This window comes from Ruegeria sp. CJ2, from assembly GCF_056536745.1.
The window spans coordinates 353,397-369,065 of sequence record NZ_JBQFQF010000001.1 but is presented as its reverse complement, the minus strand read 5'-3'; the positions used below and the strand labels follow the sequence as shown (position 1 = coordinate 369,065).

13 protein-coding genes and 1 pseudogene are annotated in these 15,669 nt (G+C 58.4%); 5 read left to right on the top strand and 9 right to left on the bottom strand.

Going from position 1 to position 15,669, the window contains the following annotated elements:
• Window positions 1-17: 17 nt before the first annotated feature.
• From parE to ACR0MS_RS01805, 3 genes are all read left to right on the top strand, one after another.
• Window positions 18-1,976, top strand: coding sequence for a DNA topoisomerase IV subunit B (parE, locus tag ACR0MS_RS01815; RefSeq protein WP_480568310.1), 1,959 nt, complete (start codon window positions 18-20; stop codon window positions 1,974-1,976).
• Window positions 1,969-2,733, top strand: coding sequence for a hypothetical protein (locus ACR0MS_RS01810; protein WP_480568307.1), 765 nt, complete (start codon window positions 1,969-1,971; stop codon window positions 2,731-2,733). The genes parE and ACR0MS_RS01810 overlap by 8 nt, the downstream gene beginning before the upstream one ends.
• Window positions 2,734-3,062: 329 nt before the next feature.
• The gene (locus tag ACR0MS_RS01805) at window positions 3,063-3,344 is read left to right on the top strand and encodes a hypothetical protein (RefSeq protein WP_480568303.1); all 282 of its coding nucleotides are present in this window, start codon (window positions 3,063-3,065) and stop codon (window positions 3,342-3,344) included.
• Here the strand turns inward: ACR0MS_RS01805 and ACR0MS_RS01800 are convergent.
• The 9 genes from ACR0MS_RS01800 to ACR0MS_RS01760 form a co-directional block, all read right to left on the bottom strand.
• On the bottom strand, window positions 3,334-4,113 hold the full coding sequence (locus ACR0MS_RS01800) for an alpha/beta hydrolase (protein ID WP_480568300.1): 780 nt from the start codon (window positions 4,111-4,113) through the stop codon (window positions 3,334-3,336). The two genes, ACR0MS_RS01805 and ACR0MS_RS01800, sit on opposite strands and share 11 nt — an antisense overlap.
• A 58-nt stretch (window positions 4,114-4,171) precedes the next feature.
• On the bottom strand, window positions 4,172-5,317 hold the full coding sequence (locus ACR0MS_RS01795) for an iron-containing alcohol dehydrogenase (RefSeq protein WP_480568297.1): 1,146 nt from the start codon (window positions 5,315-5,317) through the stop codon (window positions 4,172-4,174).
• Entirely contained in the window at window positions 5,314-6,696 is a 1,383-nt protein-coding gene (locus tag ACR0MS_RS01790) for an aldehyde dehydrogenase family protein (protein WP_480568294.1), read from the bottom strand. Before ACR0MS_RS01790 ends, ACR0MS_RS01795 begins: the two co-directional genes overlap by 4 nt.
• A gap of 128 nt (window positions 6,697-6,824) precedes the next feature.
• The gene (locus ACR0MS_RS01785) at window positions 6,825-8,186 is read right to left on the bottom strand and encodes a glutamine synthetase family protein (protein ID WP_480568291.1); all 1,362 of its coding nucleotides are present in this window, start codon (window positions 8,184-8,186) and stop codon (window positions 6,825-6,827) included.
• Window positions 8,187-8,242: 56 nt separating this feature from the next.
• Window positions 8,243-9,928 (bottom strand): Na/Pi cotransporter family protein, encoded by a 1,686-nt coding sequence (locus ACR0MS_RS01780; RefSeq protein ID WP_480568288.1) that lies wholly within the window; start codon window positions 9,926-9,928, stop codon window positions 8,243-8,245.
• Window positions 9,929-10,074: 146 nt separating this feature from the next.
• Window positions 10,075-11,109: a TRAP transporter substrate-binding protein gene (locus ACR0MS_RS01775; RefSeq protein ID WP_171122063.1), complete on the bottom strand. Its 1,035-nt coding sequence runs from the start codon at window positions 11,107-11,109 to the stop codon at window positions 10,075-10,077.
• A gap of 51 nt (window positions 11,110-11,160) precedes the next feature.
• A complete protein-coding gene (locus ACR0MS_RS01770) occupies window positions 11,161-12,480 on the bottom strand; it encodes a TRAP transporter large permease subunit (protein ID WP_170382455.1) in 1,320 nt (439 codons plus the stop codon).
• A complete protein-coding gene (locus ACR0MS_RS01765; protein ID WP_480568285.1) occupies window positions 12,477-13,049 on the bottom strand; it encodes a TRAP transporter small permease subunit in 573 nt (190 codons plus the stop codon). Before ACR0MS_RS01765 ends, ACR0MS_RS01770 begins: the two co-directional genes overlap by 4 nt.
• An 8-nt stretch (window positions 13,050-13,057) precedes the next feature.
• Window positions 13,058-13,813, bottom strand: a complete 756-nt coding sequence (locus ACR0MS_RS01760; protein WP_480568281.1) for an N-formylglutamate amidohydrolase — start codon at window positions 13,811-13,813, stop codon at window positions 13,058-13,060.
• A gap of 161 nt (window positions 13,814-13,974) precedes the next feature.
• Between ACR0MS_RS01760 and ACR0MS_RS01755 the strand changes: the two genes are divergently transcribed.
• Entirely contained in the window at window positions 13,975-14,838 is an 864-nt protein-coding gene (locus ACR0MS_RS01755; protein ID WP_480568279.1) for a MurR/RpiR family transcriptional regulator, read from the top strand.
• A gap of 75 nt (window positions 14,839-14,913) precedes the next feature.
• A pseudogene (locus ACR0MS_RS01750) lies at window positions 14,914-15,669 on the top strand (hypothetical protein); the annotation flags it as partial.

The following is a 15,669-nucleotide window of genomic DNA, read 5'->3' as shown; positions in this document are numbered from 1 at the left end:
AAACAAGAGCAGCACCGATGCCCGACGATCTGTTGACGCCCAGCGCGACCGCTACATATGACGCCTCTTCGATCGAGGTTCTGGAAGGTCTGGAACCCGTTCGCAAACGCCCCGGCATGTATATCGGCGGCACGGATGAGCGCGCGCTGCACCACATGGTGGCGGAAATCCTCGACAACTCGATGGATGAAGCAGTGGCCGGGCACGCCAACCGGATCGAGGTTGAGCTGCATGCAGATTACGCCCTGACCGTGCGCGACAACGGGCGTGGGATTCCGATCGACCCGCATCCGAAATTCCCGGACAAATCGGCGTTGGAGGTCATCCTGTGCACCCTGCACGCGGGCGGTAAATTCTCGGGCAAGGCCTATCAGACCTCGGGCGGTCTGCACGGGGTTGGGGCCTCGGTTGTGAACGCGCTGTCGGATTCGATGGTTGTGCAAGTGGCGCGAGACAAGACACTTTTTGAACAACGCTTCTCGCGCGGTATCCCGTTGGGGCCGGTGGAAAAGGTCGGCGCGGCCCCCAACCGGCGCGGCACCACGGTGACCTTCCACGCGGATGCCGACATCTTTGGCCATCACAAATTCAAACCGGCACGTCTGTTCAAGTCCATCCGCTCGAAGGCCTACCTATTCTCGGGCGTGGAAATCCGCTGGAAATCCGCTATCGACGACGGCGAAACCCCGACCGAGGCGACGTTCCACTTCCCCGGCGGCCTGTCTGACTACCTCAAGGAAACGATGAACGGCTCGTCCACCTATGCCGAACAGCCCTTCGCGGGCACCGTGGACTTCACCGAGAAATTCGGCACGCCTGGCAAGGTCGAATGGGCGATCAACTGGACGCCCTCGCGCGACGGGTTCATCCAATCTTACTGTAACACCGTCCCCACGCCCGAAGGCGGCACCCATGTGGCGGGGTTCTGGGCCGCGATCCTCAAGGGGATCAAGGCTTATGGTGAGCTGATCAACAACAAGAAAGCCGCGCAGATCACCCGTGATGACCTGATCACCGGCGGCTGTGCGCTGGTGTCGTGCTTTATCCGCGAGCCAGAGTTCGTGGGCCAGACCAAAGACCGCCTTGCCACGGTCGAGGCGCAACGCCTGGTCGAGAATTCGGTCCGCGACCATTTCGACAACTGGCTGGCCGCGGACACGAAATCTGCCGGCGCGATATTGGACTTCCTCATCCTTAGGGCTGAGGAACGCCTGCGCCGACGAGCCGAGAAGGAAACACAACGCAAGTCCGCCACTAAAAAACTTCGTCTTCCCGGCAAGCTGGTGGACTGTAGTAGTTCAACACGCGACGGAACCGAATTATTCATCGTCGAAGGAGATTCTGCGGGCGGATCCGCAAAAATGGGCCGGGACCGCAAGACACAGGCCCTGCTGCCCCTGCGCGGCAAGATCCTGAACGTGCTGGGCGCGGCCAGTTCGAAACTGGGCACCAATGCCGAGATCAACGACCTGACCCAAGCGCTGGGCGTGGGGCTTGGCACCAAGTTCAACGTCGATGACCTGCGCTATGACAAGATCATCATCATGACCGACGCGGACGTGGACGGGGCGCATATCGCCTCCTTGCTGATGACGTTCTTCTTTACCCAGATGCGGCCCATGATCGACGCGGGCCACTTGTATCTGGCCTGCCCGCCTTTGTACCGCCTGACCCAGGGCGCCAAACGCGTCTATTGTCTGGACGAGGCCGAACGCGACGAATGGCTGGAAAAAGGTCTGGGCGGCAAGGGCAAGATCGACGTCTCGCGCTTTAAGGGCTTGGGCGAGATGGACGCCAAGGACCTGAAAGAGACCACGATGGACCCGGCCTCGCGCAAACTGATCCGCGTCACGATTGACGAGGACGAACCCGGCGAAACCGGCGATCTGGTCGAGCGCCTAATGGGTAAGAAGCCCGAACTGCGGTTCCAGTACATTCAGGAGAACGCGCGGTTTGTTGAGGAGTTGGATGTTTAAAGCAGATTTCTATGCCATTGGGGATTGGTTAGTAGAGAAAGCAATTCAACTTCGGGGAAAGACCTCAAACCGACTTGCTACTCTGGTTGCAATCGCAGGAATCGGACTACTGTCGGAACCAATCTGGGCACCGATAGTGAGTTCGATTGCGAAAAAGTATTTTGAGTTAGATATCAGTCTTGAGGCCAACCCCGTTATTGGGCTCCTACTAATTATCATAAGCCTCTTTTATCACTACTTAATAAGCAAAAATGAACGAGGTGAACTTTCGTTTGCCGATGAAGATCGGCGCATGCACGACGCCAGTGTATTTTCGCAACTTAAATCGACATTGCCGTTCATTGAAACACGTGAAATTTTTGATTGGATACTGACACATCATTCAATTTTTTCAGATGACCGTTCTCGGCTGGTGGAACTTACACTTTTTCTTAAAGCACATGAGAATGAGTTCCTCTCCAAAGAGATGTCCGATTGTCAATCCAACTATGCTAAACCCTTAAACGACTTAATCTCCTTTATGACTTACAGCTTTTTTACATATCCGGACTTCAAGACCGGCCCAAACAATCAGTTTCAGTTTTGCCTGCACCCCCATTGGAACTCAGACCGGGAAGGCGACGGAAGCGCCGAATCGGATAGAAAATATGCGGAAAAAGCTGTTGAACTAGAAAATAGAGTAAACTCTTGTCAGATAGCTATGTCGGACCTCATTGGAAAAGCCAAACGAGAAATCGGTGCGACGTCTATTCAGTAAATAGAGTGCTATAGTTCCAACTGACGAGCTCAGGTTAAGTACTCGCGCCTACCATCTCAATACGACGGTCTCTTTGAATTGGGAGGATAAATCTAAATCTATACCACATTGATTGCGCCCCCCAAGGGACGGGCGCGTAGTTGATGCTTGGCATCAAGCATTGGGCGGAGCATGCGTAACTTCCCCATACTCGCCTACAAACACCCCCCTTGCCTAACCCGTTGATCCCGTTCACACTTACCCTCAACCCGTCATTCAAGAACGACATTTGAGGTACTCGAGCGTCCAAGACCCAATGAGACCAAGTGATTTTCGAACGGGAGGACGACATGAAGACAGTAACCCTCGGGCTGGCGCTGGCATTGCTGGCCAGCCAAGCAACCGCACAACAGACGCTCAGCACCGCATCGCCAATTCCGGAAGGGGCCGAGACCCGGTTCTGTTACTATGCGGGCATGGCTTATTCGTTGGACGCGTTCGTGGTCATTTTCGGCGACAACACCGTGACCGACACGATCAGCACGCGCGAAGAGCATCTGCTGCGCTGCGTCAAGAACGACGATGGCTCGCTCAGTTGGAAACCCCAGAGCAGCTTCCAGATCAGCCGGTGACACCCGACGTCTGATCCAGCCAGTCCGCAATCTGTCCGGCAGGGCCCTCCCAGCCGGGTTCCATGAACAGGAAATGCGCGTGGTTTTCCACGGGCAGAAAGGTCGCGCGGTCTCCGTACAGATTGGCCAGCGCGCGGCAGGTGTTGGGGTTCACGGCCCGATCCTCGGTGCCGGAGACGATCAGAACGGGGCAGTCGACCTTGTCCCTGTCCACCTTCATCGCGTGGTGGTCGTCGAACATCCAAAAGAACATCTCGAACATCACCCGCCCGCTTTCCGGGCCGAGCTGGTCGAACACCGCATGCTGCTGCGCCTCGGGCAGTTTGTTCAGCGCAAAGGGGGCCATCAGGTCGAAATCGACGCGCATGGGCTGTTTCCAGAACGCCCCGCCCTCCATCAGCGCGCGCGGCACGGCGCGTTCGTCGTCGGTTTCGGGTAAGGTCCCCCACGCCGCGTTCGGGTTGATCAGGACAATGGCGCTGGCCAGTCCACGCGACGCCACCTGCTGCGCCACCACCCCCGCGATGGCATGACCCAGCAGCACAGGCTTGCTGTCCAGCCCCTGCACGAATGCGGCAATGTCATCGGCGTAATCCATAACGCTGGTGTCGGTCAGACCGGGGTCAGGCTCGGCCTTGGGGTCTCCACCATGATAGCGCAGCGCAGGCGTGTGAACGGTCCAGCCGCGCGCGCGGAAGAAGCCCGCGTAATCCTCCATGCACCACGGACCGGCAAAGGCTCCGTGGATCAAAACAATCTCTTTACTCATGAAAATCTCCCTCACCTGCACGCAGTATGCGAGGTGAGGGAGCAGGTCTGCAACCCTGTTACAGCGCGGCTTTGAACAGCGCAGTCAGGTTGTCTTCAGTCAGCTCAATCGGGTTGCCGCCGCAGGACGGGTCGATGATCGCACCTTTGACCAACTCGGGGATCGACGCTTCGGTCACGCCCAAATCGGACAAGGTACGGGGGATGCCCAACATGTCGTTGAAGGATTGGACAAAGGCGCGGAAGCCGTCAAAGCCATCCTTGATGCCCAGATAGTCGGCCGCGTGCTGGAACCGGTCGGCGATGGCAGGGGCGTTGAAGTCTAGAACGGCAGGCATGCAGACTGCGTTCGTGGTACCATGGTGCGTGTTGAACACCGCGCCGATTGGATGGCTCATCGCGTGGATCGCACCGAGGCCCTTTTGGAACGCCGTCGCGCCCATTGCCGCGGCGCTCATCATCTGGGCGCGGGCTTCGATGTCGGTGCCATCCGCATAGGCCCGCGGCAGGTAGTCCTTGACCAGCCGCATGCCTTCCAGCGCGATACCCTGGCTCATGGGATGATAATGCGGGCTGCTGAACGCCTCGACACAATGGGCAAACGCGTCCAGACCGGTGCCGGCGGTGATGAATTGGGGCATCCCGACGGTCAGTTCGGGGTCGCAAATCACAACCGTTGGCAGCACCTTGGGGTGGAAGATGATCTTCTTCGCGTGCGTTTCCGAGTTGGTGATGACGCTGGCGCGCCCAACCTCGGACCCCGTCCCGGCGGTGGTCGGCACGGCGATGATCGGCGCGATGGCGTCAGCATCGGCGCGGGTCCACCAGTCGCCGATATCCTCGAAATCCCACACCGGGCGCGTCTGGCCGCACATAAAGGCAACCATCTTGCCAAGATCAAGCCCCGAGCCACCGCCGAACGCAATCACCCCGTCATGGCCACCCGCATTATAGGCGGCGACCCCAGCTTCAAGGTTCTTTTCATTGGGGTTCGGGTCCACGTCGCTGAACAGACCACGTCCCAGCCCTGCGGCTTCGAGGATATCCAGAGTGGCCGTTGTGATCGGCAGATCGGCCAGTCCCTTGTCGGTCACCAGCAACGGGCACTTGATCCCCGCGGCAGCGCACGCTTCGGGCAATTCCTTGATCCGGCCAGGGCCGAACTTGATCACGGTCGGGTAGGACCAGTTTCCAACAAGGCTCATGATGTCACCTTCTTCAGATGGTAGGATTTGGGACGTGTGAGGTTGTGATAGCCGATGACCGACAATCCGCCTCCGCGCCCGGTATTCTTGCAGCCGGTCCAGCACAGGCCCGGGTCCAGATAATCCGCCCGGTTCATGAACACGGTGCCGGTTTCGATCTGGTCCCCCACCCACGCGGCGCGATCCACATCGCGGGTCCAGAGGCTGGCGGTCAGGCCAAATTCGCTGTCATTCATCAGCGCGATGGCTTCCTCATCCGAGGAGACCTTCATGATGCCGACCACCGGGCCAAAGCTCTCATCCCGCATCACACGCATATCATGGGTGACGTTGGTCAGAATCTGTGGGGTCAGATAGGCCCCGCCATCATCCTCGGCAAAGGTCTCGATATGGGCGACGGCACCATCCGCGACAGCCTCAGAAATCTGCGCGCGTACCTCGTCGGCAAAACGCACATTCGCCATCGGCCCAATCGTCGTCTCAGCGTCCAACGGATTGCCCAGCTTATAGCCCTTCACCACCTCAACCGCCTTGGCGACGAACGCATCATAGAGGCTCTCATGCACATAAATCCGCTCGATCCCGCAGCAGCACTGCCCCGAGTTGAACATGGCCCCGTCGATCAGCGTATCAACCGCCGCATCCAGATCGGCGTCGTCCATGACATAGCCCGGATCCTTGCCGCCCAACTCAGTGCCAACGCCTGTAAAGGTGCCCGCCGCCGCGCGCTCCATCGCCTGCCCGCCGCCGACCGAGCCGGTAAAGTTCACGAAATCAAACGCCTTGCCCGCGATCAGATCATTGGTCACATCATGGCTGAGGAACGCGTTCTGGAACACATCCGCGGGCACACCCGCCGCATGAAACGCCTGCGCCATCCGCTCACCCACCAACAGGGTCTGCGTGGCGTGTTTCAAGACCACCGCATTGCCCGCGATCAACGCAGGTGCCACCGTGTTGATCGCCGTCATGTAGGGGTAATTCCACGGCGCCACTACAAACACGACCCCATGCGGGATGCGCTTGATATAGCGTTTAAAGGTCTCATCCTCACCCACCGCGATATCAGCGAGCGAAGCCTCGGCAATCTCAGCCATATGGCTGGCGCGCTCATTGAACCCGCCAAACTCACCGCCATAGCGCACCGGACGGCCCATCATATGCGCAAGCTCGGGCACGATCTCATCATTCATCGCGCCCACGGCAGCCACACCCGCCATCACAAGACGGACCCGCTCCTGCAACGGCCGCGCCGCCCACTCCGCCTGCGCCGCCCGCGCCCGCGCAGCAGCGTCAAACGCCGCCTCCGCCGACAGCACTTCACGCTCTGCATATACCGATCCATCAATCGGCGAGACACATTTCAACATCTGCCCCATCTTCACTCCATTTCCGAAAGAAACAGGATCCCTGCTTCATCTGGCTAAAAATATCCCGGGGGGCCGCCGTTGGTGCGCCATTGGTTCGAGCACCAATGGCGGCGGGCAGAGCCCCCAGCCAGCCCGTCTCAAGCCCGCTCAAACCCGCGCGCAATTTCCCAATCGGTCACCACACGCTCGAATTCTTCAATCTCAACCTCTGCCGCGCGGGCATAGTGATCCACGACCTCATCCCCCATGGCCGTGCGCAACATGGATGACCCATGCAACGCATCCCGCGCCGCACCCAGATTACCGGGGATCATCCCCGTTTCGCCCTGATAGACATCCCCCTGCGTCGGAGGCTGCAACTCCAGCCCCTCTTCAATCCCGGCAATGCCGGCGGCCAGCATCCCGGCCATCGCCAGATAGGGGTTCATGTCCGAGCCCGGAATCCGGCATTCCACCCGTACCGCCTTGGTGCCATCGCCGCACAGCCGGAACCCCGCCGTGCGATTGTCCACCGACCAGATGATCCGCGTGGGCGCAAAGGTTCCCTTCATGAACCGCTTGTAGCTGTTGATGTAAGGGGCCATGAAATAGGTGTAGTCGGCCGCGTATTTCAGCAGTCCCGCCATGTAGTTTTTCATGATGCCCGACATGCCCAGCGGATCTTTTTCGTCGAAAAAGACCGGCACCCCATCAGCCCAAAGCGACTGATGCACGTGGGACGAACTGCCCACCTTCTCATGATGCCATTTCGGAAGGAACGTCGCCGCATGGCCATGCTGCCACGCGATCTCTTTCACTGCGTTCTTTGCAATGGAATGATACTCGGCCGTATCCATCGCGGGGGCGTATTTGATATTCAACTCTTCCTGCCCGGTCTCGGCCTCACCTTTCGAGTTCTCAACCGGAATTCCCGCATTCCAAAGATGATTGCGGATCGGGCGCATCACATGCTCTTCCTTGGTGGTCTGAAGGATATGATAGTCTTCGTTATAGCCCGAGATCGGCTCCAGATCGCGGAAGCCTTCCTTGCGGATCTGGTCAAAGCTTTTCTCGAACAGGAAAAACTCCAGCTCGGTGGCGCACATGGCGTCATAGCCCATGGCCTTCAGCCGGTTCACCTGCTTTTTCAGGATGGACCGAGGCGCATGGGGCACTTCCTCATGCGTGTGGTGATCCAACACATCGCACATCACCATCGCGGTGCCCTCAAGCCACGGCACCGGGCGCAGAGTGGCAAGGTCGGGCTTCATCACATAATCGCCGTATCCGCGTTCCCAACTGGTGGCGGCATAGCCGTCGGGGGTCGCCATCTCAAGGTCGGTGGCCAGCAGGTAGTTGCAGCAGTGGGTTTCTTCCCACGCACCGGCCACGAAATGACCCGCATGGAAGCGTTTGCCCATCAGTCGTCCCTGCATGTCGACCATGCAAACCAGCACGGTGTCGACCTCACCGGCTTCGACCTTGGCTTTCAGATCGTTCAAACGTGCTTCATTGCCCATCCCGTTCATCCTTTGTCACCTTCGGGGACCGTCGCCCCAAATTCTTCCCAACGGCCCTAGTCCTCGACCGCTTCGTTATCCATTTCCATCACCAGACGTGTCTCCAATACCTGCCCGCTTTGGTAGAGGATTGGATAGGCGACGGCAGCGATATGTCCGTGCAGGTCACGCATGGCGCGCAACGTCTCAAGATGCAGATCGCTGGAGGCAAAGCTCTCGGACTGCCCCCTCTCAAGCCGTTTCAGATGCGCCTTGCGGCTCTTGCGCGACAGGCGCTTGACCTCGGCCTTGTCCAGCACCAACCGACGCGCACAGTCCATGTCATCCACCAGCAGCACATGACGAGCCAACGAGAAGCTGGCCAGCACAGCCGCGTGCAGATCTTTCAGCTCTTTCCAACCCTGCGCTGAAAAATCGGTGCGTTCGGTGTGTTTGATCTGCGCGGTTCGGGTCATGCGGTTCGATACCACGTCACCTGCCGCCTCAAGCCTGATCGCGTATTCGACCAGACCGCGCGCGGCTTTGATCTGCGCCTTGCTCATGTTCTGGCGCGGCATTCGGGCGACAAAGCGTCGGATTTCGGTCAGCTGTGCGTTCACCCGCTCATCCTGCTGCCACAGGGCTGAGATCGCATCGCTGTCATCCTGCTCATAAATATCCAGAACCGGGCGGAACATGCGCTCGACCTGCGTGACCATCTGCAACAGCTCATGCCGGACCGAGGACATCGCAACATTTGCCCCCGACGCGGAGGGATCGCTCAGCGGGCTGAGCGCAGCCGAGAACTGATCCGTCACGCTTGCCTCGCTCTTGGGTTCGGGCAGCAGCAGCGCCATCGGGCGCTCCAACCAATTCACGAACCCCGTGGCCAGCACGAAAACGGCAAGGTTGAACCCGATATGAGCCAGGATCAACGACTGCCCTGCCCCCGCGACCATCAACGTCTGATGCGTACCGGTCACGTTGACCGCCAACAGCATCACCAGCGCCGCGCTGCCGCGTAGCAGAAGGTTGGCCAGTGGAATACGGCGCGCGGAAACCGTCAGGTCACGGGTCAGCCAAATCGGAATAAAGGCCGAGCCCAGATTGGCCCCAAGAACCAGCGACAGCCCGGCAGCAAAAGGGATGGCTCCGATCTGAACCAGTGTCACGCACATCAGGATCGTTGCAACCGAACTGTGCATGACAAAAGCCAGTACCGCGCCCACGATAAAGGCGCTGAAATAATCGCTTTCCAGATAACCCGCGATGGCGGGCAAAAAGGCGCTCTCGCGGATCGGATCAACCGCATCCCGCAGGAACTGCAATGAAACCAGAATGAACGCGATGCCCAAAACAATGCGCCCGATCAGCCGCACATTGGCGCGGTCGGATTTGAGGTACAGCCACCCGCCCAGCGCCAGCAGAACGGGTTGCAGCCAGCCCAGATCGTAAGACAAAACCTGAATCACCAGCGCAGCGCCCAGATCCGCGCCCAGCACCCCGGCCAGCGCAAGGCCAAAGCTGACCATGCCTGCCGCCGCAAATCCGGTCAGTAAAACCGTCACCGCGGCCGAGCTTTGCAGGATCGTGGCCAGAACCATACCGGCCCCACCCGCAACGAACGTGTTCGTGTGACGCGTCAACAGCGACTGGAACAGCGCGCCAAAGCGTCTTTCGATACCCGTGCGGACCAGCCGCACCGCAAACAGCAGCAACATAGTCGCCGCAAAAATCTCGATCAGGAACCCCGCAATCGCCACTGCCTATACCCCTCTGCCCCGGTTCACGCCAAAGCGCGACCAGAGTGGTCTTGTCTGTTTCAGAGACGAGCGTAGCATTCGCAATCGGGTTTCCCGTGGTCAATACCGGCACGCGACCAAGGCCGCGCGCCGTAATCGCGTCAGATTTAGCCGTAGCGATAAGGCCGTCCGGCCTTGAGCATGTCGGCGTTATACTGCTTGAAGATTTCGACAACCTTCGCCTTGGTCTCGGACTCGGCTGCGATTTCATCCCAGAAGGCAACCGCCGCTTCTTCAACCGTCGCCCATTCTTCATCCGGGATCGAGGTCAACTGCATCTTGTCGCCATTGACGCGCAGGCTGGCCTCGCCACCCCAGTACCACCACTGACGATAGTAGTGCGACTGGTCACAGCAAACGCGGAACAGGGTCTGCAGGTCTTCGGGCAGTTCGTTCCAGCGGTCCATATTGGCAAAGAACGACCCGGCCCATGCGCCCGAGATGTTGTTGGTCAGGAAATAGTTGGTCACATCGGCCCAACCCACGGTGTAATCCTCGGTGATGCCCGACCATGCGATGCCGTCCAGCTCGCCGGTCTGCACCGCGACCTCGATGTCTTCCCAGGGCAGAGTCACCGGCACAACGCCAAACTGCGACAGGAACCGGCCCGCTGTTGGGAAGGTAAAGACGCGTTTGCCCTGCAGATCGGCCAGACTGTTGATCGGGTCTTTGGTGGCAAAGTGGCAGGGATCCCATGCGCCCGCGCTGATGTGCTTGACGCCGACCTTGGAATATTCCTCATCCCAGATCTCGTTCAGGCCGTACTGGTTGAACAGCACCGGCACATCCAGCGAATAGCGAGACGCAAACGGGAAATAGCCACCGAACACGGTGACTTCGGTGGGCGACGCCATCGAGTCATCGTCGGACTGAACCGCATCAATCGTGCCCTTCTGCATGGCGCGGAACAGCTCTCCGGTGGGGACCAGCTGATCGGCGTAGAACAGCTCGATCTGCATCCGGTCACCGGCGATCTTGTTGAACATCTCGATCGCGGGGTCGATCACATGGGCGGCCAGCGCAGGACCGGCATAAGTCTGCATCCGCCAGGTAATCGTGCTTTGCGCCAATGCGGGCGCGGCCAAAGGTGCAGCGGCAACACCGACCCCGGCTGTTTTCAGAAACTTACGTCTTGTTGTCATGTCATTTCCTCTCTGTTGCAGGTTCTCGTGCCGCTTCAACGGGCATTCTTGTTAATTTCCATAGACATATCCGGGCAGCCACAGGGCGATTTCCGGGAAGATCATGATGATCGTCAGCGCCAGCACCATCACCGCGACAAACGGAAAGATTGAGCTGTAGATGTCGCGCAACGTGATCTCGGGCGGGGCCATGGCGCGCATCAGGAACAGGTTATAGCCGAACGGCGGCGTCATATAAGCGATCTGAGTGGTGATCGTATACAGCACCCCGTACCAGATCAGGTCAAAGCCCAGCGCCCCCACCAGCGGCACGTACAGAGGCGCCACGATGACCAACATCGCAGTGTCGTCCAAAAACGTACCCATGACGATAAAGCTGAGCTGCATCAGGATCAGGATCATCCACGGCGACAGGCCCAGTTGATCGGTAAACAGATTGTCGATGGCTTTCACTGCGCCCAACCCATCAAACACTGCGCCAAAGCCAAGGGCGGCAAGAATGATCCACATGAACATGCACGAGATTGCCAGCGTCTGCTTGGTGCAATCCTCGAAAATCTTCCACGTCATCCGACGTTTGACGACTGAAACAACCAGAGCCGTCAACGCTCCGATGGCCGAGCTTTCAACCAGCGACGTCCAGCCATTTACAAAAGGCACCATCATCGCCGCAAAGATGATCAGCGGCAACGCGCCCGCGCCCAAAAGCCGGATTTTTTCGGCCCGTGGCACCTCATGCGCGTCTTCCATCGCGGGGCCAAGCTCGGGCTGAATGCGGCAGCGGATCCAGATATAGAGGATGAACAAGCTTGCCATCAACAGGCCGGGCACGATCCCCGCCAGCCACAACTGCCCCACCGGTTGCCGCGCGATCATCGCATAGAGCACCAGCACGACTGAGGGCGGCACGAGGATGCCCAGACTGGACCCGGCCTGAATGACGCCCGTCACCATCGTCTTGTCATAGCCCCGCCGAAGCAGTTCCGGCAGCGCAATGGTCGCGCCAATGGCCATCCCCGCCACGCTAAGGCCGTTCATGGCCGAGACCAGAACCATCAGGCCGATCGTGCCAATCGCCAACCCGCCATTCACCGGCCCCATCCAGACGTGAAACATGCGATACAGGTCATCCGCCAGACGGCTTTCCGACAGCACATAGCCCATGAAAATGAACATCGGCAGGGTCAGAAGCGGATACCATTTCATTAGCTTCATCGCGGCCGAGAATGTGATGTCCTGCCCGCCTGTCCCCCACAGGGCGAGTGCCGCAACAGTAGCGACCGCTCCGATCGCGCCAAAGACGCGCTGACCTGTGAACAGCATCAGCATCATCGACGCGAACATGAAAATGGCGATGTATTCCTGGCTCATGCCCGACGAACCCCGATTTCCTGCCCGTTGATCCGGGCTATGTCTTTGAAGAATTCCGATATCGCCTGCAGCAGCATCAGGAAGAAGCCAAACACCATGATCGCCTTAACGGGCCAGATATTAGGTCGCCACGCGGTGGACGAGCGTTCAAGCCGCCCGATCTCTTCACTGCCCGTCAGAAGGCCGGTGAAATATGACACCGGCGCGTCGCCCCAATAGCCCAAGCTATAGGCGGTTGATCCCAGCCCGCCGTAAAACAGTACGCCCAGATACAGGATCAGCAACATAACGGTGAAGGCGTCGAACCACGCTTTCTTCTTGTGGCTCCAATTGTGATAGAACAGGTCCATCCGCACGTTCGACCCTAGTTGGATCGAATATGGCCCGCCCATGATGTAATAGGTCACCATCGCGAACTGCGCCATTTCCAAAGTCCACAGCGACGGCAGGAAGAAGGTTTTCGAGATCGAAGACCACAGCAGGATGCCCATCATCACGAACAGGCCCCACATCATGACCCGCCCGATCCTGTAGTTGATCGCATCAACGACGCGGACATATGAACTCATGACCCGGATCACATCGCCACCTTCTTCTTGATGCCCGACAAGACACCTGCAATCCACGGCACCAAAGTGTCAGCCACAGCCGATTGCTGTGCAGGCGTTTCAATCAGGTCGTTGCGGATTTCGATCATCACGTTCAGCAACCCGCGCTGCAAAGCCTGCGCGTCCAGAGTATGCGCAACACCATCGGCGGCCGAATAAGGCTCGTTCAAGCGGGTGACATAGGGGTTCTGGGATGGCTGTTGAGCTATCATTGCGGTGGCAAACCGGTCATCCTCACCGTGCAGGATACCCAGTTCTACCTCACGCTTATTGCCAAGATATATGGGCGTGAAACTGTGAACCGTGACCATCAACTCTAACGAGCGCCGATACTGGCCCAACACATCCGACAGCGTTTTTCGGAAAGGTTCATAGACCCCATCAATACGCGCTTTACGCTCTTGCGGCGACAGGTCCGCATTCGCCGGAATGTCCCAGTCTTCACTACGCGACGGCATGGCCCCGGCCGCCTCGGGCGGGCGATTGCAGTCGTATACCAGACGCGAAACACCACCATAGACCAACGGGGCGGATATACGCGCCGCCATCAATTTGGCCACGGCCAATGCGCCGGGGTCCCACGCAATATGGCTTTGCAACGCGTCCGGTCCCAATCCCATATCCCCAAGACATGCAGGGATTCGATTGGACGCGTGTTCACAGACCAGCACCACCGAAGGCGCATCGTCTGCCAAATCCGTGTGAACAACCGTTCCGAAGTCCAATTTTCCGCCCTGCGATTCCATCTGTGATCGTTGTGGAAAAATTTCCACACCCAGCAAACACCTGTCAATAATTTTCCTGTATAAATTTATCCACGCTTGATCTTGATGAAAAATTATTCACATTATGTCCCTGTCGCATACAGGAGGATCGTTCAGTGCGGGTGACGGACAGGCTGCTGGCCCATCGGGACAAGATGACCCCATCCGAACGGCAACTGGTCAGTGTTCTGCTGGATGACTACCCCATGGCCGGGTTGGGCAGCATCACCGAATTGGCCAGCACCGCCTCAGTCTCGACCACCACGGTTGCGCGGATGCTGCAAAAAACCGGGTTCGACGGCTATCCGCAGTTTCAAGCCGCCTTGCGCGGCGAGGTGAAAGAGATGATCTCGGGGCCCGTCGCCAAGCGCGATGTCTGGCAAAACGACCTGCCCGAAGAACACATCCTGAATCGCTATTCTCAGCAATCCCTTGCCAACCAGAAGCGCACGATAGACGAAGTTGACCCCAAGGAATTCGATAGCTTTTGCAACCTGTTAGCGGACCCGAACCGGCGAATTTTCATCACCGGGGGACGCATCACAGGCACGTTGGCGCAATACCTCTATCTGCACTTGCAAATGATCCGACCAGACGTCCGGCTGCTGCCGGTCGCGGCCTCGTGGACGCATGATCTGCTGGATGTACGCAAGGATGACGTTCTGGTTGCGTTGGATGTACGCAGGTATGAGAATTCGACCATGCTGATCGGACAACTGTGTCAGGAACGCGAGGCCGAGATCGTGTTGTTCACCGACCAGTGGCGCTCACCCATTCACAGGCTCGCCAGACACACGTTCGCGGCCCGGATCGCCGTGCCTTCGGCCTGGGACTCGATGGCGTCGATCCTTGCGTTGATGGAATGTGCCATCGCCGAGGTGCAGGAACGGCTTTGGGACTCGGTCAAGGAACGCACGGATGAGTTGGAGCAAGCCTTTGACCGCACCAAACTATTTCGGAAGTTCGGCCAAAGCTCTGGCTCCTGACGTCTGGTCCGACAAAAAGAACAACAGCCCGTGAAGAGTGTTGCCACGTCGTGAGTGCACCGTCACTTTGTAGGCATGACGTTTATTGCCGACAATCAACTGCCCCTGTTGATCCTGTTCTTTCTGATTGGATCGGTTGGAACCGGGTTTCTGTTTCGCAAACCCGCTGGTCACCGCGCGTGGAAACTGGCTGATCTTGTTTGGGTCGTCCTTGGCGGGATCGGTGCCTTGGTTGCGGTTCTTGCCGGGCTGTACACATCCGATAGTTCACGACTGGACCGGCAAATTGACGTGGCCTATGCCGCAACGCTCGCGTTCGACCGGGATGCCGCACGGTTCCGACTGCGCTTTTGCGACCCCGCCTATGACAAGGATATCGGGGTTTTGTGCGACAAGGTGGAATTCCTGTCCGCCTCCACAGCCAGCAATTCCGAGCTTCCTCTGTTCATCGCCGTCACCAATGAGGTCGCGCCACTTCAGGGCCTGCATTTTCTGTTCGGACAAAGCGCACAGGCCGAGCAGGATGACATCCGCGCGATGGCCTCCAAGGTTGAATCCTTCGACCTGGACCAATTTCTGGTCTTCACATCACTTGACGAAGAAACACAGGTTGCGATCGACAATATGCGCCGCAAAGTTCCGGCAATCGCCGGGGACTATGTCATTCTTGCCCAAAGCTATGACGACCTGATCGCGCAGGTTGGGAAGCTAAAGGACGAATGGGAATATTTGCAGGCCAATGCGCATATTCTGGTACTGCAGATCGTCGCCCTCTGTCTGGTCAGTTTTGCGGCCCCGTTCCGGCTGGGTAAGTCAATCGTTGAACTGCGC